This is a genomic window from Polynucleobacter sp. Tro8-14-1 (genome assembly GCF_018881655.1).
Classification (GTDB): Bacteria; Pseudomonadota; Gammaproteobacteria; order Burkholderiales; family Burkholderiaceae; genus Polynucleobacter.
In genome coordinates, this window is record NZ_JACVPX010000005.1 from 1 (window position 1) to 21,501 (window position 21,501).

Here is a 21,501-nt window from a genome sequence, read left to right on the forward strand (position 1 = left end):
GTTTCAAACTCATTATGTCTACATTTAAAAATCTCATAAGTGAATCCGCTTTAATCTCACAAACGACTATCGCGCATTATGATCAACATGCTGTTACTTATTATGAGGGCACAAAAGATCATGATGTCAGTCAAAATATTGATGCCCTATTAAGCACAATCAAGACTGAGCCACCGTTTCATATTCTGGATTTTGGATGTGGTCCGGGAAGAGATCTACAAACCTTTGCTAAGCTTGGTCATGTTGCTGTTGGGCTTGAAGGTAGCAAAGAAGCGGCTCAAATAGCTAAAACGAAAAGCGGTTGCGAAATCCTAGTTCAGAATTTTTTTAACTTATCTTTGCCAGATAACACGTTTGACGGTATTTTTGCGAACGCTTCACTATTTCATATTCCCAATAAGCTATTACCCAAAGTACTAAGTAATTTATGGGCATGCTTAAAACCCAACGGTATTCTTTTTAGCTCAAACCCTCGGGGTAATAACGAAGAAGTTTGGTACGGAGACCGATTTGGCTCATATCATGATTTAGAGAGCTGGAGATCTTTTATGACCGATGCAAAATTTACTGAAATTGAACATTACTATAGGCCAAGTGGACTACCAATTGAACAACAGCCATGGCTGGCAAGCGTTTGGAAAAAGTAGTTCTTCAATCATTCTTAGTGGCCTTAGCTAAGAATATTTAATCTAAGGCTTAAGTTGGGCTCTTATTTCACCAGGTTTATTGGTGGCACTATGAACATTGAGATAAAGATTGCCGCTCTTCAAGCTTTGGAGCTGGGCATCCGTTAACTTGGCACCAGCGGGGGCAGTCCAAACATTATCTGAAGTCTTGGTAAATGGAACAATAACTGGGCCATTTTGGCCCATCGGCGCCTCATGAATATGTGCCATGGTTGCCTCGATACCTGTCGTTGTGATGGTTCCCGACACCGCTCCGTCTGGAGCAACCATGATTGCGCCTACCCCAGAAGCTGAGGTCATTACTGGTGGCACCTCTTGAGAGCCAGTAAGAGTTACTTTCATTGACTGTGCAAAAGCACCTAATGAAGCGACGCCAACACACAATCCCAAAACAACTTTTGCTAAAACATGAGTTATCTTCATTTGTATCTCCTATTGGTTTAGTCCTGGGTTTAGACTATCACAACTAGCTTAATGAGATATGTTGGCAGATTAAATTTTTGAGGAAAAGCCTTAAATTGGACCAATCTGATCTTTAATGACTAAGAGCATCATTACATAACAAGGCCCTGAATGATTTCAGATAGCTCATCAAACGTTTGATATCCATTTACAGGCATGAAACTACGAGGAGAAAAATTCTTTTCACCGATAAGCATTGCTGGAAGCCCTTGAAACCCGTAAGTCTTGAACTCTTGCTCATCGGCCATAACGTGTTTGGTCAATTCGCCGTTATCAACAGCTTGTTTTAGGCGTTCAATATCAATACCTTCTTGAGAAGCAATCTGCATTACCGCCGCTTCGCTACCAATATCCATTCCTTGCAAAAAGAATGCGTCAAATAAGGCTCTAGCAAGTTTTAATGATTTCCCTTGAGAATTAGCAAAGTAAACACTCTCTTGCGCAAGCCATGTATAGGTTAGAAATTTTGGCGTTAAAAGCTTAAGATTCTCTTGCATAACAATGGGCTCAGACTTAGCGGCCTCAAGATTATCCATGTAGGATTGTGAGGGAGATATATTGCCCTCAACTGGGGTTAATTCAAATGCTCTCCATACTATCTCTAGTCTGTCTTGATACTTTGTTTCGAGCTTTTCAAGAACGATAGTCTGAAAGTAACTATATGGACATTCAAAGTCAGCCCAGATCTGAATCTGAATCATTACTTCTCCACCTCGTTTAATTAACTACCAACATCATATTCTTTAAATCTGCCTGGCTAATAAAACAGCTACTGCCGATCCACTCCTTACTAAAGCACACCAAAGCCTTAGAGTTAAGGGCCTAGGGCTCACAACTTTTGATCTTGCTTCATTTTTATGATTTATTTCGTCGGCTTGGCAACGCATGAGGAGCTTAAGCAAATCATCATGACTACCATTTTTTTGCAGATATTCAATCTGTTGCTGGTAATGTTGCTCTACAAATGTCTCAACAGCATCAATCGTTGCATAAACTGCTTTTCTTCCAAATAGCGCTGGTATTGCCCCAGTTAACCATCCCGCAATGCGCCAAGGAACAAGCAAACGACTTCGATGCTTGGCCTCGAAAATAGACTCTATTAACTGTAAATGCTCAGCCTCAGTGGCTCCATGATGCTTGGCAAAACTGATGAGCTTCTGATCTTTACGTAATTTTGCAATGACAATAATACCTTTGTAGATATAGATAGCACCCGTTTCGCCGGCATGATCTGAGCGTAACTCACGCTCTAAATAGACGGAATAAGAAGCATGACTACGCTCGATTACACCGCTCATCTGAGATAAGCCCGGATATAACTTATAACTTCATCATAAAACTGTCGCATCTTTTTCATCAATCTCATTTTATTATTGAAGGTAGTTACTAAAATCAAATATAGAGTTGGGCCCGAGCTTTTCTGCTTTTTGTAATTCGGCTTTTGTAATCAGAACGCTTTGAGAATCCCATTTACCCTTTTTGGAGATTTCTTGTAACTGATACTTTTGCGAGTCCCAGGCTGGAATGATCTCAATTTGAAAGGACCTTGTTCTCGCATCTTTCGAAGATGATGCTACTGCAATCTTAGATAGACAATCACGCATATAGGATTCAAAAGATTCTACGATCTCTTTAGCAAAGTCTGCGATAACTACTTTTCTGGATCTAAAGTGATTGACTGCTAAAAACACATCTTTCATCGTCATACTTTGTGGGTCTTTAGCTAAGTAGTATCCGCCCCTTCGTCCTTTGGCAGCTCGTATTAAATAAGCAGACTTGAGCGCGGAGAGCACTATTTCCATACGACTTAAAGAAAGGTGCTGACGTTTAGCGATGTCAATTGCTCTAACCGGAACGCCAAATCGTGAATAGGCGGTGATATCAATCAAGGTATTGATAGTTTGTTCAAGCGACCTATTGATGTACTTCAACATGACACTTTCCTTTTATTAACGACACGGTAGAAATGACTTAAAAAGAAGTCGCCCGAGGGCGACTTAAGGACCTTAAATACGGGTCGGGAGACAATTTAATTCTGAACCTATTAGGGTTATTACGTATAAAACTACTAATAGAGGGGTTTTTGCTGCCCTGCAATCTAGGCACTTAAAGCGCATACTAATTAAGTAGTAACCCTAGTATTTTTAACCAAAGGAGCTTTAAATGAGACAGTTCAAACAGTTTCTGAGTAATTTGGTCATAGTTTTAGTCGAGGCTCGCAAGGCTTACTTGAGGCGCCATATGAATCATCTTTTAGGCTCATGAGTTACGTTTAACCAAAAATCACATGAAATTAACCGTTTTTCGTTACAAAGTCTGGGATCCCCAGGATGACAATGAAGCACAGATGCCTCCTTACTACGCTATCCGGGAATATATCGAAAACTTAGAAGGAGCTTCTGTGATCGAAGATGACTTTTTGGAGGTTGATGAGTCCGACCTTGATGTTTATGGAAGAATTTCCACCATATAAATTGCATGAAAAGGAAACGCACAATGCCAATATTTCGAACCGCTTTATCGTTAGCTTTTTTGTTAGTAGTAGCCAACCCATCTTTTGCTCAGGCAATTTCTAAGGATTATCAAAAAAATTGCATAAGTGAACAAGTGGCTGAGCATAAAGATCTTAAGGGTAAGACCCTTACTGAAGAAGACTTCACGGCTTACTGTGGATGTCAAGCTGAATTCGTCGCTAAAAATGCCTCTAATCGACAAGTGAATGAATTAATAATGAATCCAAAAATAAAACCTGAGTGGCTCAAGGCCATGGAGTTAAAGGGAATGAAGGCTTGCGTTATGGTTGACCCCAAGATGAATACGTAATCCTCAATACTGACTTAGTAAGCGTCGCTTAAATCGATGCTTGACCAGCACAAAAAAAGCTTCGCGAGTTGTCCCATTAAAGTACGCCTCTTGATAGGATTACTGCTCTATCCTAAATAACCATAATTGAACCTACCCCAGAGGTGGAGCTAATTACTGCCAGAACTTCGAGAGAACTATCGAGGGTTCGCCTCATTGGCTGCGTTGAAACGGCTAATAAGGGTATACCAATACAAAACCATAATGCAGTCGTATTTAAAGCGTATCTTCTCAATGATTGGCCACATCCTCAGTTCCATAAACATTTTTTACATTGTCATTCAAAGTCTTAAGGGGTGCGTTGAGATCGGAATGATTAGTATGATCATATCCAAATCTTGTTATCGATATTATCGATCATTAAATTCAATTTAATTCATTGGACCGATATCTTAATATCCCCCAGAATCACTTCATCGCCATTAAAAAACTAAAGGAGCGAGAAATGAAGAATCATCACCACTTATCTGAAGGCCTGTACTTTCTCAATCACGAGTTTGAAAAGGATTTAGCTACCTTCTTTTGCACCAGAAAATAGGAGAAAGATATGTCAACTTTTATCCAATCAAAGAATCCAATGAAGTTATACGCAGGAGTTTGCATCAATGCTCTTGGAGCTGGATTAACTGTCTTTGATATCGCCAAGCACTTTATTCGTTAAAAATATTTAATTAGAGAGAAAAGTATCATGAATACGCTGGATAAAATAATGTACACAGCCCACACCCACACTACTGGTGGCCGAGATGGCAAGGCAGTTAGCGATGATGGCCTGCTGAATGTAACTCTATCAGCACCTAAAGCTATGGGTGGCGCTGGTACAGCCACTAATCCAGAGCAATTATTTGCAGCTGGTTACTCAGCTTGTTTTATGGGAGCGCTTAAGCACGTAGCAGGATTGAAAAAAGTAAAGGTGCCTGATGATGCTTCAATTGACGCCAGTGTTGATATCGGTCCAATCCCACAAGGATTTGGTATCGCTGTTAAGTTGGCCATAGCCTTACCAGGCTTAGAAAAAAAGGCTGCTAAAGACTTAGTCGATGCGGCTCATCAGGTTTGCCCCTATTCCAACGCTACTCGTGGCAATATTGCAGTTGATATTTCCGTCATATAAATCATTATTTCCAATGAAGGGGAACTTATGAGTAACAAATTAACTAAAACCATAATAGATATTGGCATTAGTGAAAAAGATCGCAAGGCCATTGCTAAAGGATTATCAGAGCTTTTGGCGGACAGCTACTCTCTCTATTTGATGACTCATAACTTTCATTGGAATGTGAAAGGTCCAATGTTTAACACCCTTCACACTATGTTTATGACTCAATACACTGAGCAATGGGCAGCGCTTGATTTAATAGCAGAACGAATCAGGGCGCTTGGGGAACCAGCACCGGGTACTTATAAGGAATTCTCAAAGCTTACCTCCATCAAAGAAGTGGATGGGGTACCTAAAGCAATGGATATGGTCAAGTATCTTGTGAAGGCTCAAGAGGCTACTGCGAAAACTGCTCGCAAACTTTTCCCTTTAGTAGAAAAAGCGAATGATCAACCTACAGCGGATCTACTAACTCAACGACAAGATATTCACGAGAAAACTGCTTGGATGCTAAGAAGTTTATTGGAAGAGTAACTCCATCGGCGTCGTTTAAAAAGATAGATTGATATTAGGCCTAAAAGAAAATAGCCCAATTCAATTGATGGGCTATTTTCTTTACTCCCCGGGGAGAATTACTCCGTCAATACAAAGTCTTCAATCATCTGCTCTACCGACCGCTTCTGGGCCGAATTGAGACATTTAAGATTGCAACCTAGTGAGTTATCGGCGTCCAAATGAGCCTTAAAAGCAGCCACAGATCCCATCAGAGAAAAGTCATACTCTCGCCGCCCCTCAGTCAGGGCGCCTCAGTAAGTGCAGCATTTATCTCCTCTGGGCTAATATCCAGTTTTTTAAGAATCAAAGGTAGTACTGCATGGATCGCCCTCATTCCTTCCAGCAATTCGTTCATATAGATATCTGGATGGCTGCGCTGACTTTGAAATATCCACATATCCCGGTCACTAGTGTCATCCCTAATGTTCTCAGGATTCTCGGTTATTAGGTCATTCAATTCGGCTTCAAGCGGAAGGCCTAATTCATATGCCTTCGCCTTAACTTCACCAATTAAATTGCTGAAATCACTCATCGTGATGAACTGAAACTTTCCAAATAAAGGCGCGATTTCTTTATTCACATTGGCCTTTGCTGTAGCAAGCTCAAGCTTACGATGCAAGATCTCTTGCTTGGCTTCCAGATTTTGAAAGTTTGGATGATTTAATCCCAGGTTGGATACATACATTCCAATGAAATGATCAATGCAGGCGTAATTATCAAAAATTGATCTGATTAAATGAATGAGGGGCTGCTCTTCAAATGCATCTATCGTCGCATCAACCTTATCATTGCCCTCGCCATAGTGGTCATACATTTCCTCATATTCCCATTGCAAAATGAACTCTTGCGGAAAAGGTTTTGGGATGTTGACCCCAATGAGGGCTAAGATTCTCATTAGCTCGGCACAAACCGCTTCATCCTCAATCCCATAATCTAGTTCGGCCTCATTGTTATACATTTGGTAAGTGATCAATTTGGCCCATTTTTTAGCGTCGTCCACCGATCCGCAAGAGATTACAAAATCGGGATCAAGGTCTCCAGCCTGGGTTATATCGCGCAGTTTCTTTTCCATAACTGCCGACATTGACTCCCCATTCTTCCACTTGCTGATCTGGACTTTTGAGACACCCATCTCTATAGCTAATTCTGTTTGATTGCATTTCAATATCTCTAAGGCAATTTGCACCAGCGTTTTTCCGTTTGACATATGGACCTTTTAAAAGTTACTTAATTATTATTAATGTTAAGTAACAATTTACACCTTTATTTGAAGTCATAAAAATTAGTTTTTGAATGCCTGCTATGTATAAGGTCCAAAGTTTTACGTAATTAGTGGGGCTATACAGGGGTTTTGATTGACAACGCCTATATTTCCAAGTAATTTATTAAAATGCAAAATAACTTGGAAATAATAGATCTTCCCGAAGATTCCATCCGGCAATATATTGACGCTAAAAGCGCATTTACCGCTTTAGAGCAGGCTAAATTACGGTCGGCAGAGTTTCGTGGAGGAATGGTTTGGAAAACCGTTAAAGGTAAGGAATATCTGGTGCGCACGACTACTAGGGGCGACCAAACCGGCCTTGGTGCTAAAAGCGCTGAAACAGAAGCCATCTACAACAAATTTACTGCTGGTAAAGCGCGTGCGGCAGAACTCTCGTCAGGGTTAAAGCAAGCCGCTGTAAAGCATCAGCGACTAAATCGTGCGCTAAGGGTGGGCAGAACACCCAACATCATTATTGATATCCTGGTTGGGTTGAGCGATGCTGGCATGTCTGACAAGTTCACCATTATTGGCACTAACGCGCTATATGCCTATGAGACTGCCGCTGGGGTCCGCCTTAATGAGGCTCATCTGGCAACTCGGGATGTTGACTTGCTATGGGATAACCGTAAAAAATTAAGCTTGTTTACTCAAGAAAATACCCTTGCTGGCGGTATGCTGGGCTTTCTTCAGAGCATTGATTCAACCTTCACGCTGCGTGATGACCAGCTGTATACCGCTGTTAATAAAGATGGCTATGAGGTTGATATTTTGCGCCGTATGGGTCAGGGCAGTGATGCTGAGCCTGGTCGCTTTAGTACTCTGGTTGATGATTTTTGGGTAGTAAAAGCGCGTAATGCAGATTGGTTACTCAGTGCACCCAAATTTAGTGAGGTTATCGTTGGCGTTAATGGCAAGATGGCCCGTATGAATACAGTTGATCCACGTGCTTTTGCTTTATTCAAGCTGTGGATGGCTGATCAACCCGATAGAGATCCGGGCAAGCGCATCCGTGATGCTAGTCAGGCCCGTATTGTGGTTGATTTGATTAACAGTCATTTGCCGCAATATAGCTTTGAGGATATCAAGGTGTTTCCATCAGCCGTTGCCGATAAGATTGCGGTTGATGATACGGGTAACCGGAGAATTGTTAAGCCCCTGAAGTGAAGTTGAACGTTTAATTTGAATTAAGCAACGCATTAAAATTGAGGCATACTAATTCTGTATGGCGTAAGTGCTCAACAAGACCCCTCATTGAAAATTCGTCAACAAAGTGTCAACCTAAGCTGATAAAAACGTGATCCAATGTTGTTTAATATCAACCAAGCCCAATGACTGTATAGGGGAGGCCTTACTGGCAAAGCTGTTAAACTGCTTTGTAATCAGTAGGTGGTCTGTTCGAGTCGGACAAGGGGCACCAAGTATTTGAAAGCTTCTAAGTTAATCGCTTAGAAGCTTTTTTCTTTTTCGGGTAACCTAATCCCATCAACTTCTAATGATGTCTTGCATAGGCCTCTCAAAAAATCGATAGGTAACGTAAGACAGCAAAAGAATGCCTAGGAGGAATGCTCCAAAGAAGAGTGAGTCATAGATGGGGATTGCTATGCCGAAGAACTCGAAAATGAGCACCATCAGTAGTTGCAATGGAAAGTGCAGTAAATAGCTCGAATAGGTCATATTGCCGAATGCTGCAATCATTCCATGATATTTTTTAGGGGCGGAAATATTGATTGTCCCCGCATAAATTAAAAAGGGGACATAGCAAAACAACAGAATTTTTGAAAAGCTTGTATTGCTAAGGTGGAATATAAAAGGCGCGCATGTAGTCACTACAAACGCAATAAGCAGGGATATCTTTCGATAAGTTGTTCTCTCAAGGCGGCTATAAAGCGCCGCGGTCATGCCGCCCACATAGAAATAAAGAAGGCAATCAACAATAAAGGACTCGGTCAGGTTGTAATGCTTAATGAAGGTACATATTAATAGGACTGCAATACTTATAAAAAGACTTGCCCCAAAATAACGAGCGACTAAGAAGAAAAATAAGTAGATTAATACCTCAACTGATATGGACCATATGGGTCCATTAAAGCTGAAGCCTTGACCACCCCAATTGCTTGCTAAAAAAAGTTGCGGAATAAAATGACGCCAATCAGTATTGCCATAGACAAAACTAGATTCGTGGGATTGTAGGTAGAGGATTTGTAATCCCGCAACCAGTAAGAGGGTTAGTAGATGTAGAGGATAAAGTCGCGAGAAGCGAAGAACAAAAAAATGCTTTGCATTAAGTGCTTTCTGCTCAATCACTTTGGCGTATTTCCAAAAAAATATAAATCCACTGATGCCCCAAAATATTTGTACGCCAAGGCCACCATTGAGATAAACCGGTTTTAGCCAGTCGTAAAAAGGTAGCTGCATTAATGCAAAATTATTTGGCGCTTGGCCTACAAAGGAAAAATGTTGGAAGTGAAAAATTAAAATAGCTAATGCCGAGAAAAACCTGATGATTTCAAGGCCGTATAGTTTGTTGTTAGGCAAAATGCATCCTTAATTATTGGCGTAGATCTATTTTTCTTGTCTCTGGTAAATAGAGAAGGGCCACAATAGCAGCGCTTGCTAAAAATACAGTGGGATACCACAGGCCGGCACTATCACTTTGCCAGCGTTGATTTAACCAGGTCACGATTAAGGGAAGTAGGCCACCAATCCATCCAGCAGCAAGATTATGGGGAAGGGTTGCTGCACTGTTTCTGGTTTTTGCTGGAAAGAGTTCGGTCAGCATGGCGGTCTGAGGACCAACCACTAAAGCAAGTGCTAGAGATAGGCCAATTAGTAGCATTCCAATCAAAATAAGATTTAGAGAAATTGCTGGGTTGTTGAGATATTCCGTGCCAATGTTCTTGAGCAGATGAAATGCCGGCAGAATAAAAGCAGCACCCATGAAGAGTCCGCAAATGACTACTGGTTTACGACCAATTTTGTCCGATAACCATCCGGCAAAAATAGTGAGCGGAAATAACGCTAAGGTCGCATAAATACTGAATTGGTCTACTAACTCGGGCGCTAGCTTCACAGAAGTTTTTAGAAAAATCGTTGTATAGACTTGCACGCAAAAGAAAAGCACTGCCCCTCCCGCAGAGATGCAGAAAAACAGCAAAAACATGCGTTTACGTGTTTGCGGGTCGCGAAAGTTATTGAGTAGTGGGCTTGTAGATTGTTGATGGGATTTGCTCAGTTCTAAAAACACAGGCGTTTCTTCTAAAGCCATGCGCGCTTTGAACGCTACGAGTAATAGCGCAATTGAAATCCAAAATGGCACACGCCAGCCCCAAGATTGAAATTCTTCTGGTGATAACTGGCTTCTGAGGAATGCAATTTGCAAGGTGGAAAACAAGATGCCAAGAGGACCCATGAGTTGGAGGAAGCTAGTCTTAAATCCCCTGTACTCATCACCAGCATGTTCGGTGAGGTAGACAGCACTGCCGCCGATTTCACCGCCAGCAGAGAGTCCTTGAAGTAGGCGCAGAGCAACCAACAGAATGGGTGCCCAAATACCTACTTGGACATAAGTAGGTAAAAAGCCAACGCTCACAGTTGCTATCCCCATCAATGCAATGGTGATCATGAAAACCGGTTTACGGCCGATCCGATCGCCCATAGAGCCAAATAGGGCAGCTCCAATGGGTCTTACTACCATTCCAACGCCAAAAGTCGCCAGGCTCGCTAAAAGGGCTGTATTGGGGTCTGTTGAGGGAAAGAAGAGCGGTGCAAAAACCACTGCCAAGGTTGCAAATGTCAGGAAGTCATACCACTCTAAAAAGGTTCCAAAACAGGCTGCAATAGCAACTTTTCGATAGGAATGGGAATTCGGATATGACATTAAGTTATTGATTATATTAAGTTTATTTTTGTCTTGGAATATATTTGTTGCATAGCAGCAAAAACTTCTTGATTTGTCATATTCCTTCAGTTACAGTTTGATGGTGCAGTGCAATATTTAAGGTATCTACAGTTTTTCATCTCTTAAATCGTGCGCTTAATTGACTAGTTGTACCACTTAATTTCTGGAGAAATACATGAACCAAGATCAAATCACCTCTAAATTGTCCCAAATTAATAGCAAAGGCCTTGAGGCTACATTTTCTTTGAGCGAAGCTGCTTTGGAAAATGCTCAAAAATTAGCTGAACTGAACTACGCTGCTTCCAAAGATGTTTTGGTTAATGCTCAAGACGGTATTCAACAAGTTTTGACAGCGAAAGATCCTAAGCAAGTTGCTGAGATGTTAAATACTGAAACTTTGCAGTCTGCTGGTAACCAAGCTGTTGCTTACCAAAAGAAAGTTAGCAAAGTAATGCGCGATAGCAATAAAGAATTTGTAAACGTAGTTGATGCCAGCATCGACCAGTTGCAAGATGGCTTCCAAGATTGGATCAACACTGTTGCTGCTAATGCACCTGCTGGTTCAGAAACTTTCTTGTCTTCATTCAAGACTGTATACGGTAGCGCATTGCAAGGTTTTGAACAGTTCCGCGCTGCTAGCAAAGAAGCTTTTGCTACTGCAGAAAAAACTGCTGATCAAGCAATGGAAACTGTACAAGGTCAAATCGCTCAAGTTAAGAAAGTTGCTACACCTGCATCACGTAGCCGTAAATCAGCTTAATTGCTTACTGACTCAGATTATTGATTAAGTAGTCGGTATTAAAAAACCCCGTTTGGTGCAAACTAAGCGGGGTTTTTGTTTGTCTACATTATTCGAAATCAGACGAAGACTCAATCAGGGGCGGAGATAGATTCTTACTGGGCTTCACGCCTAGTTCACGAACCTTTTCGGCTGAGCGGATGAGATTGCCTTTGCCGGTTTTTAATTTATTGAATGCATCGTGGTAGCTCGTTTGCGCTTGATCGAGACGTTGGCCAAGCTTCTCAAGATCATCTACAAAGCCAACAAACTTATCGTAAAGGTTGCCACACTGTTTTGCGATTTCTAATGCATTGCGATTTTGATGATCCTGTCGCCATAGATGGGCAACTGTTCGCAGAGTGGCCATAAGAGTGCTTGGACATACCAACACAATATTTTTTGCCAGAGCTTCTTGATATAAGTTGGGTACGGTCTTTAATGCCAGTAAGAATGCAGGCTCTATCGGCACAAACATTAAAACAAAGTCTACTGAACCCACTCCATAAAGCGAGCTATAGTTCTTTCCAGATAAGCCTTGGATATGTTGTCGCAAGGACTGAATATGTGCAGCCAACTCTTGCTCAGCAACTGCAGGGTCAGTAGTTTCAGCATGTCGGGCATAGGCCGTTATGGAGACTTTGCTGTCAACAACCAAGCTTCTGCCTTCTGGCAGCTTAATTACAACGTCAGGCTGTAGGCGTGAGCCATCAACTTGCGTTTGGGTGTCTTGCACAAGATACTCTTCACCCTTGCGTAAGCCGGAGGACTCAAGGATGGATTCCAATACCAGCTCACCCCAGTTACCCTGAACCTTAGAGTCTCCTTTTAATGCCTGAGTTAAGGAGCGCGTTTCATCTGACATGCGCAGATTGAGATTAGCCAAGCGCTCGATTTCACTTTTGAGAGCATGACGCTCACGAGCTTCATTGCCATAAGAGGTGCTAACTTGCTCTTTAAATTCCGTAAGCTTAGTTTGCAGAGGTTTTAATAGAGCATCTAGACTAGCAGCATTTTGTTCGGTAAAACGCTTTGACTTGTCTTCTAGAATTTCGTTGGCTAAATTTTTGAACTGATTTGTCAAAGCCTCTTTAGCTTCATTAAGTGATTCAATTTTGCCTAGACCTTGTTTGCGTTCAGAATCCAACTCTGCCTCTAGGCGAATCGCGTTTTGTAATGCTTGGTCACGTTCGGTACGCAAGCTGAGCGCTAGAGCAAGATCTGTTTGGGCTTGTAGCTCAACACGAGCAAGGGTGGAGCGTAGGTTTAAGGCATAAACTAAAAGGCCTGCACAAACTCCAAATGGCAGGCCAAATAGTAGAAGAGAGCTTAAATCAAAGGTCACAGCTTCAAAGTCTCAGCGAAAAACTTGATTAAGCTTTGACGAGTTTTTGAAGTTCACCAGACTGGAACATTTCAGTCATGATGTCAGAGCCACCAATAAATTCACCATTGATATAGAGCTGGGGAATCGTTGGCCAATTTGCGAACTCTTTAATGCCTTGACGAATACCAGCATCTTCCAACACGTTCACGGTATGGAGATTTTCAACACCGCTAGCGCGCAAGATATTGATGGCGTTTCCAGAAAAGCCACATTGTGGAAACTGCGCAGTTCCCTTCATAAATAGTACAACTGGGTGGCTAGTGACGATTTCTTTAATTTGAGCTTGTGAGTCCATATATTCTTTCTACTAAGTTTTTACTGAGACAGTCTTATTGCAAGGACAGTTTGAAAATAAGGTTTTATTGATTTTAAGACTTAATGTGAAAAAAGGTTATTTCAACCTATTTTCTGCCTGAGGCGACACGATAATGGCCGCCTAAATCCAAATGTGTTTGGACATCCTGAAAACCTGCTTGCTGCATGAGGGCTACAACCGCTTCTGATTGGTCAAATCCATGCTCAACGGCAAGCAGGCCATTGGGACTGAGGTGTTGTTGGGCGCCTGAAATAATGTTTTCTAAGCAGGTCAGTCCGTTGCCATGATCTGTTAGTGCGGAAATTGGCTCAAAGCGTAGGTCACCTTGACTTAGATGTGAGTCTTGGGATGTGATGTATGGCGGATTACTGAGAATAATATCAAAAGAAGCACTAGCTTCTATAGCCTCATACCAGCTCCCCTGAAAAAACTGTACTCGAGTCTCAATATTCAATAGCTTGGCATTTATTTTGGCAATTTCTAGTGCTTCTGTGGATTGATCGGTTGCGGTAAGTTGCGCATTTGGGGCATCATGCGCAATCGCCAAAGCAATGGCACCCGAGCCTGTTCCTAAATCCAGAATTTTGGTCAGAGCATTTAAACGTTTGATTTCACGCAAACCAATTTCTACTAAGAGCTCAGTCTCGGGGCGCGGTATCAGTACTCCAGGAGCAACATAAAGCTCAATATTGTGAAAGCCTCTTTTTCCGATCAGGTATGCAATTGGCTCACCTTGAATTCTCTTGGATTCAAGCGATTTCCACTCATCAAACGCTTTGGCATTGAGCTCTAGATCATCACGCGACAGCAAGGCAGAGCGTGGAAGTTGGTAATGCTTTTCAAGGATGTAGGCCATCAGAATTTTTGCCTCAGCAGGGGCTAGTGCTGAATCGCTCAATAGAGAGCGCAGGCTCAAATCCTTGTTCACAGGTTTCGTTATCGCTTAACTATCACCAAGGGCAGCAAGTAACTCTGCTTGATGTTCAGATGCAAGAGCATTACAAAGATCATCTATATCGCCATCCATCATGGCGTCAATTTTATAAAGCGTGAGATTGATGCGGTGGTCGGTGATGCGGCCTTGTGGGAAGTTGTAGGTGCGAATGCGATCGCTGCGATCGCCCGATCCAACCAGCGACTTCCTAGTCTGTGCCTCAAGTTGATGTTTCTCGCGCTCTCTAGCATCCATGATGCGAGAAACCAATACCTTCATGGCCTGTTCACGATTGCGGTGTTGGCTGCGATCGTCTTGGCACTCAACAACGGTGCCTGTTGGCAGGTGAGTGATACGGACTGCAGAATCCGTTTTATTAATATGCTGACCACCAGCACCTGAAGCGCGGAAGGTATCAATTCGCAACTCTGCGGGATTAATTTTGACCGCCTCCAGTTCATCTGCTTCTGGCATGACTGCCACAGTACAGGCTGATGTATGAATGCGACCCTGTGTTTCGGTTTGTGGAACACGTTGCACACGATGACCACCAGATTCAAACTTGAGTCGTGAGTAAACAGACTGTCCAACAAGACGAAGGACCACTTCTTTATATCCACCTAAGTCAGATTCAGCAGCACTGACCATCTCTACTTTCCAGCCTTGGCGTTCAGCAAAGCGGCTATACATGCGTAGCAGATCACCAGCAAAGAGTGCGCTCTCGTCACCACCAGTGCCCGCACGAATCTCTAAGAAAACGTTGCGATCATCATTTTCATCTTTAGGAAGCAAGAGCTTTTGTAATGCGCCCTCAAGCGCTTCCATCGTAGCCAAAGCCTGTTTCTGCTCATCATCGGCAAAGTCCTTCATCTCGGGATCTTTACGCATTTCCTCTGCCGCTTGGGCATCCGCCTCTGCTTGCTTGTAGAGCCCAAACTGCTCTACTACGGTAGCAATATCGGAATGTTCACGCGTGAGCTTCCGATAAGCATCCATGTCTTTGGTTGCTTCTTCGGAGGTCAATAAGGAATTAAGTTCGGCTAAGCGCGTATCTAGGTGGTCTAGCTTAGCCCGCATGCTGGGCTTCATCTAATGGTCTTCTGGCTTGGAATGCGAGGCGAATAGTTTGGGTAACAACTTAATCAAGGCGTCACGCTCAGCGCCATTAGAGTGTTGCAGTGCATGGAGTGAGCCATGCAGAAATTTATTGGTTAGGCCTTGTGCCATGGCATTGAGAACTTCTTGTGGATCATCGCCACGCATCAAGCGTTTCATTGCACGCTCAAGTTCAAGTTGACGTAAACGTTCACCTTGCTGCTGAATATCCTGAATTAGCGGAACCGCATTACGACCTTGCATCCAATGCATAAAGTTACCAACACGATCTTCGATGATCGCTTCAGCCTGGCTTACAGCCGCTTGACGTAAGTTGGCACCAGTCTGAATCATCGTTCCTAAATCATCAACGGTGTAAAGATAGATATCATCCAATCTGGAGATTTCAGGTTCAAAATCCCGCGGCACTGCTAAATCAACCATCACCATCGGCTTATGGCGACGTTGCTTCAAGGCACTCTCCACCATGCCCAGACCAATGATGGGTAAGGATGAGGCAGTACTAGAAACGATAATGTCGAACTCATGTAGGCGCCCTGGGAGCTCGGAGAGCTTGAAGGATTCAGCTTCAACGCCTTGCGAGGAAATGGAATCTGCAAGCTCTTGACCGCGCTCTATCGTGCGGTTAGCAATCGCCACATTCTTCGGTTTGCGCGCAACAAAATGCGTTGCGCATAAAGTAATCATCTCACCGGCACCAATGAACAAAATCTTTTGATCTGCAATTTTTTCAAAGATACGTTCTGAGAGGCGAACAGAGGCTGCAGCCATTGAAATAGAGTGCGCACCGATTTCAGTAGAGCCACGTACTTCTTTAGCGACTGCAAACGTTTTCTGGAAAAGTTGATTGAGATAGGTTCCCAATACACCAGCATCATTTGCAGTGCGAACCGCATCTTTCATTTGGCCTAAGATTTGTGTCTCACCAATTACCATGGAATCTAAGCCACACGCAACTCTGAAGGCATGTCGCACTGCATCTGATTGCGGTAATGAGTAAATGTGAGGCTCAAGACTGCTTGGTGCAAGCTGTTGAGTTTTGGCTAACCAATCGAAAGTAGCTTCATGCAAAAGACCTGCGGCGCTGGCATCATTTGCGGCGCAGTAGACCTCAGTGCGGTTGCAGGTTGACAAAATCGTAGCTTCGGGAAGCCCGGCCTGATTCGCGCCAACTAAATGTTGGCGAAGATCGTGCAACGCTTCTTGAAGAAATTCAGGGTCAAAGGCGACCTTTTCCCGAATGGCGACCGGCGCTGTGTGATGATTGATGCCGAGTGTCAACAACTTCATAATGGCAATTATAGATTTGATGGCAGCATTAATGGGGGTATCAATGGGGTTTTTGGCTTTTCTGGTGATTGGGGGTGTTTCTGGGGTGTCAGCCTGGATTTTTTACCCCGGAGCTTCTGATGGGGTTAAGCCCGGCAGGATTCTGATGGCCTTCTTACTGGGGTCTATTGCAGCGGCTGCTAGCTCGTATGCAGGGCAATACTGGGATCTTTTTCAATCCGGGCAAATCTTAGAGTGGGCCAGCGCTATTTTTGCTGCCTGTGCGGTGGGGTGTGTTTTTACTGCTTTAGCTAAATAAGTCGGCGCAATTGTTCGCCACCCACTGAATAGGCGCACTCTTTTGTTCAATCAGCCATTGATTGGCTTTAATAAAGTGATTGCAACTGGCCTTACCTCCAGGCTCCAAAAAAGGCTTATTCGTCTTGTATACGCCAAGTCCAGATGGGTGGGAGGATTGCAAGATCAAAGGATTCTGACCTCCTTCAATGAGTGACAGCTTAGATTGGGCATGACCACCCCATAGCATCCAAACTAAATGCGGCCTAGCTTTTGATAAACCGCCGATCAAATGATCAATGAAGCTTTTCCATCCCAGCCCCGTATGACTGCCGGCCTCGCCCAATTTGACACTCAAAGCAGTATTGAGAAGTAGCACTCCTTGCTCGGCCCAATTGTGAAGATCACCATTCGGTAAAGACCCAAAACCTTCTAATGCCAATGCTTTACTGATGTTGCGTAGTGAGCTGGGAAATTCTCGTGAATTGACTGCAATCTCAGCAGGTATCGAAAAGGCTAGCCCTTGCGCTAGCCCTGGTGAGTGATAAGGATCTTGGCCCAAGATCACTACCTTTACTGAATCAACGGGGCAAAGTTTGAGGGCTTTAAAAAAGTTCTGAGGCTCGGGTCGAACAACTTCAGTATCAAGAGCAGTCTGCAAATTTTTTTCTAGTGAGCGCCAATCTACTGACTCGAAATAATTCCCCAGTAATTTTTGCCAATCCTTTGGGATATCGTCTTTTGAAAATAGTGCTTTCAATTTCGATCAGACATCTTTTTTAGGTGTCAGTTCATATTGCATAGGTATCTGGGTAGATTGCATTGAAACCATGCGCTCATGCTCTAGATCATCGCGATAGAAAGTAATGCGGGCATGGGAGTTTTCAGAAAGGCTGCCTAAGACTCTGTCCCAGTGGGCGCCGGTAACCCGCTGCCCATCAATACTGGCTAGTAAATCACCGGCTGATAGGCCTGCTGCTTGAGCAATCCCGCCATCAAGCACATGGGTAACCTTAAGCCAGCCATTGGCATCTGAATGGCGCATCCCAAACTGTAGCTTGAGTTTTTCCAGTGTAGATTGAGGTTTTGTTTTTACAGAAATGAGATTTGAGCCAATCCATTTTTGCAGAGGAATATCTTCTATACCAAAAATATAACGGGCCTTAATCTCATTCCAGATTTTGCTAAAGCCATTACCCAGTAATTCAAAAATCAAATCATCTAGTCCGTCTTCTGTAATGCCGTCCAAGGTGACGCCATGCTTATTCCAAAGTAGGCGCATGAGGTCATCTAGAGACTGTTTATTTTTAGTGAATGCCCGAATCTGTAAATCAAGACCAAGCGCAACTAAGGCGCCTTTACCGTAGTAGCTGACGACCGTGTTTGGGGTGTTCTCATCTGCTTGGTAATACTTGGTCCAGGCATCAAAAGAGCTGTCAGCTAGGCTTTGCTTATGGCGCCCAGGGCCACGCAAGATCCCATTCCAGTTATCTGCAACGAGTTTTAGGTAAGTCTTGAGATCAATTCGTTTACTACGCAGTAGTTGGAGATCATCGTAGTAACTGGTGAAGCCCTCAAACACCCACAGTAAGCGAGTGTGATTACGCTTGGCCAGATCATACGGTTGAAAGGCTTTTGGCTGAATACGCTTAACCAGCCATGCGTGAAAATACTCGTGACTACACAAGCCTAAGAATTCTCTATACGCAGATTCTTCAAAGAGAATATTTTCTTGGGGGATTTGATCGCGCCTGCAGAGTAGCGCAGTGCTATTACGATGCTCAAGGCCACCATAGCCATTTAATACCGCATTGACTAAGAAAAGATATTCATCAAAAGGAGCACGCTTAGATTTTGGCTCAAAGAGATCAATAGTGCTGGTGCAGATTGCTTGTAAATCTTGTGCAAGGCGTTTGGCGTCAATAATGTGATTGCAGCCTTGTATTGCCATGCGATGAGCTACACCATTTGATTTCCAGTGCACGAGCTGGAACTCGCCCAAGGCTACAGGATGATCCAATAAATCATCATAATTTTGTGCCAAATAGAAGCCAAATCCACGCTCATCCGTCTTGGCAGCCCTCAAGGAAGTTTGAACTGTCCAGTGATCCGCAAAGGCAAGTTCCGGCGGGGTGATAGCGAGTGAGCAAGGTAAATGCTCCTGCCCTTTGACGGCTAGACATAAGCTAGTGGCGTTAAAGAATGCGCGTTCAGTATCCAGATAGGCTGCACGCACTGAAGAATCAAACGCATAAACAGTGCTGAGTACCTCTATTGGACCATTGCATGGCGGTAAGCGCCAATGGTCGTTATCAATCCGTTCGAGGATTATTTGTCTCTTGACACCCTCTACTGAAAACGCTTCAAGTGATTCGACATGTTTACTGAAATCACGAATTAAATAGCTACCTGGAATCCAGGCCGGCATTTGAAGTACCTGACCATCAGAATCAGGGTTGGCAATATGCAGCTTGATGCGATAGCGATGGCCATGCAGGTCTGCCGGCCAGACCGTATATTGAATTGCGGGTAAGTCGGCATGGTTCATGATATTTATTTCAGGGAGCTAAATTTCTTTTCGATATCGGTAATTTGTACCGCGCCAGGGAAACGGCTGCCATCAGTAAAGAATAAAGTCGGCGTGCCCGTGATTCCATAGGTCTTTGCGAAAGCCACATTTTTATCCAGTGGCGTACTGCACTCTCCCTTACCGCTAGGGGCGATGCCATTCACCATCCAGTCAATATACGTCTTATAGGGATCAGAAGAGCACCAAATTTGCTTTGCTTTTTGGGTGGAGTCTGCCGACAGAATGGGTATTAAGTAGGTATAGATCGTTACGTTATCAAGCTGCTGTAGAGATTTCTCTAGGCGCTTGCAATAGCCACAGTTTGGATCGGAGAAGACTGCCAGCTGGCGACTACCATTGCCACGAACATTTTTAATTGCGTTGGCAGGCGTCAATTCACTCCATTTAATGCGGTTTAAGTCTGCCTGTCTTTGCTCGGTAATATTTTTACCGGATGCGAGCTCAATGATTTCCCCTTGAATCAGATACTTCCCAGAGGTATCAGTATAAAAAATATCATTGCCAACTAGTACTTCATAAAGGCCGGAAACTGGGGCCGGTGAAACACTTTTCACTTTCGCATTAGCGCCTAACTTCTTTTGGATCTCAGTCTTTAATTGCTGCTCTTGTTGTGCGTGAAGTGGGGTAGTGCAGAGCAGGGCGGCGCCAATGAATGCAATCGCAGATAACAATTTATTCAAAATCAATTTCTCCTAAAGCGCGTTCAATTAAGCGCTGTTTTATAAAGTGGCTTTTGTTTACAAGACCTAAGCCCCAGTTACGGAGCTGGCGTTCAGTGCTGCTGCTTGCAGAAAATAATTTCTTGAGTTTATCGGTCACCCATAAGAGTGCGCTCGTGTCGCCTTGACGTTGTCGTTCATAACGTCGAAGCAATACCAAGTCACTAGGTGCGCGGAACGATTCACGCTTACCCAAAATATTTAGAAGTACCGCAACATCTCGCAGCCCTAGATTCAGGCCTTGCCCAGCGAGTGGGTGCATCACATGGGCGGCATCGCCAATGAGCACAACCTTCGGAGAGGCGTCTGGCCCGATAAATCGTTTGGCTCGAATCTTTCTTAAAGGGAAGGTTGCTGGCACTGAGTTCAGAGTCAGCTCACCTAGTTGCTTTCCAATTGCGCCATTAGCAATGGAGGAGAATTGATCCAACCATTGCGCTTGATCTAGTTTTAATAAATCAGCTGCATGTTCTGGGGAGGTAGACCAAACCATTGACACTTGTTTTCCTGGCAGGGGCAGCATAGCCACAATATCGCCACCTGGCAAAAACCACTGAAAGGCAGTCTCTAGATGGGGGTAGTCACAGAGCCAATTGGCAACCACTGCACTTTGTGAATAACTTTCTTCACTCGCGCTAATACCCAATTCATTGCGAATCGGTGAGTTGGCGCCATCCGCTGCAATCACGAGTTGTGCGCGAATGCTCCCACCATTTTTTAAATGTAGGGTGCTTCCATCAGCATCTACCTGAATTTTTTCTACAACATCATTGATGCGCTCTAGCTTATTCTGAAAACGCGAAGCTTGATCGATGGTGTGCTCAATTAAATTAGCTTCTCCAATCCACGCAAGTTGTGGAGTGCCCGCTTCAAATGCAGAAAGGTGGAGATGGTCATTCTTTTCGCCTCGATCACCGTAAATCCGCATATCTCGGACTGCTTGCAGGCGGCTGCGATCAATTGCATCCCAAATATGCAAATGAGCCAGTAATTTTTGGGTGCTGGGGGAGAAGGCGTAGATTCTTTGGCCCCATTGAGCGCCTTGTGGACTTGGGACGTTTTGCCCTAAATCAGGGGCAATTTCAATGGTTTGTAAGCCAAGCTGGGCTAGACCTAGGGCGCAAGCCTTGCCAGTAATGCCTCCGCCGACCACAACAACGTCTACTGTGCGGATTTGGGTGGAATGGGCGGGGGACTTGGGCACGTGATTTGGGTGAACTTCTGACATAACTCGATGATATCGAAACCAGCCCCTTTACAATAATG

Annotated in this window: 24 protein-coding genes and 1 tRNA gene; 9 read left to right on the plus strand and 16 right to left on the minus strand. The window is 43.7% G+C overall.

Going from position 1 to position 21,501, the window contains the following annotated elements:
* Positions 1-14 precede the first annotated feature (14 nt).
* On the plus strand, positions 15-647 hold the full coding sequence (locus ICN34_RS06305; protein WP_216121753.1) for a bifunctional 2-polyprenyl-6-hydroxyphenol methylase/3-demethylubiquinol 3-O-methyltransferase UbiG: 633 nt from the start codon (positions 15-17) through the stop codon (positions 645-647).
* Positions 648-689: 42 nt separating this feature from the next.
* Here the strand turns inward: ICN34_RS06305 and ICN34_RS06310 are convergent, their stop codons facing one another.
* From ICN34_RS06310 to ICN34_RS06325, 4 genes are all read right to left on the minus strand, one after another.
* The gene (locus tag ICN34_RS06310; protein WP_072584040.1) at positions 690-1,109 is read right to left on the minus strand and encodes a CHRD domain-containing protein; all 420 of its coding nucleotides are present in this window, start codon (positions 1,107-1,109) and stop codon (positions 690-692) included.
* A gap of 131 nt (positions 1,110-1,240) precedes the next feature.
* Positions 1,241-1,849 carry a DsbA family protein gene (locus ICN34_RS06315; protein ID WP_088527750.1) on the minus strand — a complete coding sequence of 203 codons (609 nt, stop codon included), beginning with the start codon at positions 1,847-1,849 and terminating at the stop codon, positions 1,241-1,243.
* A 42-nt stretch (positions 1,850-1,891) separates the two neighbouring features.
* Positions 1,892-2,446, minus strand: coding sequence for a demethoxyubiquinone hydroxylase family protein (locus tag ICN34_RS06320; protein ID WP_216121492.1), 555 nt, complete (start codon positions 2,444-2,446; stop codon positions 1,892-1,894).
* 72 nt (positions 2,447-2,518) lie between these two features.
* Entirely contained in the window at positions 2,519-3,082 is a 564-nt protein-coding gene (locus ICN34_RS06325) for an Rrf2 family transcriptional regulator (protein ID WP_216121494.1), read from the minus strand.
* A 353-nt stretch (positions 3,083-3,435) separates the two neighbouring features.
* On the opposite strand from ICN34_RS06325, the gene ICN34_RS06330 reads away from it, so the two are divergent.
* The 4 genes from ICN34_RS06330 (at position 3,436) to ICN34_RS06345 (ending at position 5,643) form a co-directional block, all read left to right on the plus strand.
* On the plus strand, positions 3,436-3,621 hold the full coding sequence (locus ICN34_RS06330; protein ID WP_072584037.1) for a hypothetical protein: 186 nt from the start codon (positions 3,436-3,438) through the stop codon (positions 3,619-3,621).
* 23 nt (positions 3,622-3,644) lie between these two features.
* Entirely contained in the window at positions 3,645-3,971 is a 327-nt protein-coding gene (locus tag ICN34_RS06335; protein WP_072584036.1) for a hypothetical protein, read from the plus strand.
* 727 nt (positions 3,972-4,698) lie between these two features.
* On the plus strand, positions 4,699-5,124 hold the full coding sequence (locus tag ICN34_RS06340) for an organic hydroperoxide resistance protein (protein WP_088527747.1): 426 nt from the start codon (positions 4,699-4,701) through the stop codon (positions 5,122-5,124).
* A gap of 27 nt (positions 5,125-5,151) precedes the next feature.
* Positions 5,152-5,643 (plus strand): Dps family protein, encoded by a 492-nt coding sequence (locus ICN34_RS06345; RefSeq protein WP_088527746.1) that lies wholly within the window; start codon positions 5,152-5,154, stop codon positions 5,641-5,643.
* Between the two features lie 262 nt (positions 5,644-5,905).
* Here ICN34_RS06345 and ICN34_RS06350 read toward each other — a convergent pair whose 3' ends face one another.
* Positions 5,906-6,871, minus strand: a complete 966-nt coding sequence (locus tag ICN34_RS06350) for a helix-turn-helix transcriptional regulator (RefSeq protein WP_216121496.1) — start codon at positions 6,869-6,871, stop codon at positions 5,906-5,908.
* 183 nt (positions 6,872-7,054) lie between these two features.
* Between ICN34_RS06350 and ICN34_RS06355 the strand changes: the two genes are divergently transcribed.
* Both ICN34_RS06355 and ICN34_RS06360 read left to right on the plus strand, forming a co-directional pair.
* Complete coding sequence (locus ICN34_RS06355) at positions 7,055-8,095, plus strand: nucleotidyltransferase domain-containing protein (protein ID WP_216121498.1); 1,041 nt, start codon at positions 7,055-7,057, stop codon at positions 8,093-8,095.
* A gap of 181 nt (positions 8,096-8,276) precedes the next feature.
* A tRNA-Ser gene (locus ICN34_RS06360) sits at positions 8,277-8,348 on the plus strand.
* A gap of 65 nt (positions 8,349-8,413) precedes the next feature.
* Here the strand turns inward: ICN34_RS06360 and ICN34_RS06365 are convergent.
* Entirely contained in the window at positions 8,414-9,466 is a 1,053-nt protein-coding gene (locus tag ICN34_RS06365; RefSeq protein WP_216121499.1) for an acyltransferase, read from the minus strand.
* Positions 9,467-9,479: 13 nt separating this feature from the next.
* Positions 9,480-10,808, minus strand: a complete 1,329-nt coding sequence (locus tag ICN34_RS06370) for an MFS transporter (protein WP_216121501.1) — start codon at positions 10,806-10,808, stop codon at positions 9,480-9,482.
* A 196-nt stretch (positions 10,809-11,004) separates the two neighbouring features.
* Between ICN34_RS06370 and ICN34_RS06375 the strand changes: the two genes are divergently transcribed.
* A complete protein-coding gene (locus ICN34_RS06375; RefSeq protein ID WP_072583423.1) occupies positions 11,005-11,589 on the plus strand; it encodes a phasin family protein in 585 nt (194 codons plus the stop codon).
* A gap of 88 nt (positions 11,590-11,677) precedes the next feature.
* Here ICN34_RS06375 and rmuC read toward each other — a convergent pair whose 3' ends face one another.
* The 5 genes from rmuC to hemA all read right to left on the minus strand — a co-directional run bounded on the left by rmuC (position 11,678) and on the right by hemA (position 16,650).
* Positions 11,678-12,952 (minus strand): DNA recombination protein RmuC, encoded by a 1,275-nt coding sequence (gene rmuC, locus ICN34_RS06380; RefSeq protein WP_216121504.1) that lies wholly within the window; start codon positions 12,950-12,952, stop codon positions 11,678-11,680.
* A 28-nt stretch (positions 12,953-12,980) separates the two neighbouring features.
* Positions 12,981-13,289, minus strand: a complete 309-nt coding sequence (grxD, locus tag ICN34_RS06385) for a Grx4 family monothiol glutaredoxin (RefSeq protein WP_072583421.1) — start codon at positions 13,287-13,289, stop codon at positions 12,981-12,983.
* A gap of 106 nt (positions 13,290-13,395) precedes the next feature.
* The gene (gene prmC, locus ICN34_RS06390; protein ID WP_072583420.1) at positions 13,396-14,238 is read right to left on the minus strand and encodes a peptide chain release factor N(5)-glutamine methyltransferase; all 843 of its coding nucleotides are present in this window, start codon (positions 14,236-14,238) and stop codon (positions 13,396-13,398) included.
* 15 nt (positions 14,239-14,253) lie between these two features.
* Complete coding sequence (gene prfA, locus ICN34_RS06395; RefSeq protein ID WP_072583419.1) at positions 14,254-15,333, minus strand: peptide chain release factor 1; 1,080 nt, start codon at positions 15,331-15,333, stop codon at positions 14,254-14,256.
* Positions 15,334-16,650, minus strand: coding sequence for a glutamyl-tRNA reductase (hemA, locus tag ICN34_RS06400; RefSeq protein ID WP_216121505.1), 1,317 nt, complete (start codon positions 16,648-16,650; stop codon positions 15,334-15,336). It abuts the gene before it with no gap.
* A 1-nt stretch (position 16,651) separates the two neighbouring features.
* Here hemA and ICN34_RS06405 point away from each other — a divergent pair, with 1 nt between their 5' ends.
* The gene (locus tag ICN34_RS06405; RefSeq protein WP_237767769.1) at positions 16,652-16,948 is read left to right on the plus strand and encodes a hypothetical protein; all 297 of its coding nucleotides are present in this window, start codon (positions 16,652-16,654) and stop codon (positions 16,946-16,948) included.
* On the opposite strand, the gene ICN34_RS06410 is transcribed toward ICN34_RS06405, so the two are convergent.
* From ICN34_RS06410 to ICN34_RS06425, 4 genes are read right to left on the minus strand one after another with little or no spacing between them, the layout of a single operon-like run.
* On the minus strand, positions 16,937-17,686 hold the full coding sequence (locus ICN34_RS06410; RefSeq protein ID WP_083564269.1) for a uracil-DNA glycosylase: 750 nt from the start codon (positions 17,684-17,686) through the stop codon (positions 16,937-16,939). The two genes, ICN34_RS06405 and ICN34_RS06410, sit on opposite strands and share 12 nt — an antisense overlap.
* Before the next feature lie 6 nt (positions 17,687-17,692).
* Positions 17,693-19,474, minus strand: a complete 1,782-nt coding sequence (locus ICN34_RS06415) for a M61 family metallopeptidase (protein ID WP_216121507.1) — start codon at positions 19,472-19,474, stop codon at positions 17,693-17,695.
* Positions 19,475-19,479: 5 nt separating this feature from the next.
* Positions 19,480-20,196, minus strand: a complete 717-nt coding sequence (locus tag ICN34_RS06420) for a DsbC family protein (protein WP_216121509.1) — start codon at positions 20,194-20,196, stop codon at positions 19,480-19,482.
* The gene (locus ICN34_RS06425) at positions 20,189-21,463 is read right to left on the minus strand and encodes an FAD-dependent monooxygenase (RefSeq protein ID WP_216121511.1); all 1,275 of its coding nucleotides are present in this window, start codon (positions 21,461-21,463) and stop codon (positions 20,189-20,191) included. The genes ICN34_RS06420 and ICN34_RS06425 overlap by 8 nt, the downstream gene beginning before the upstream one ends.
* Positions 21,464-21,501 lie beyond the last annotated feature (38 nt).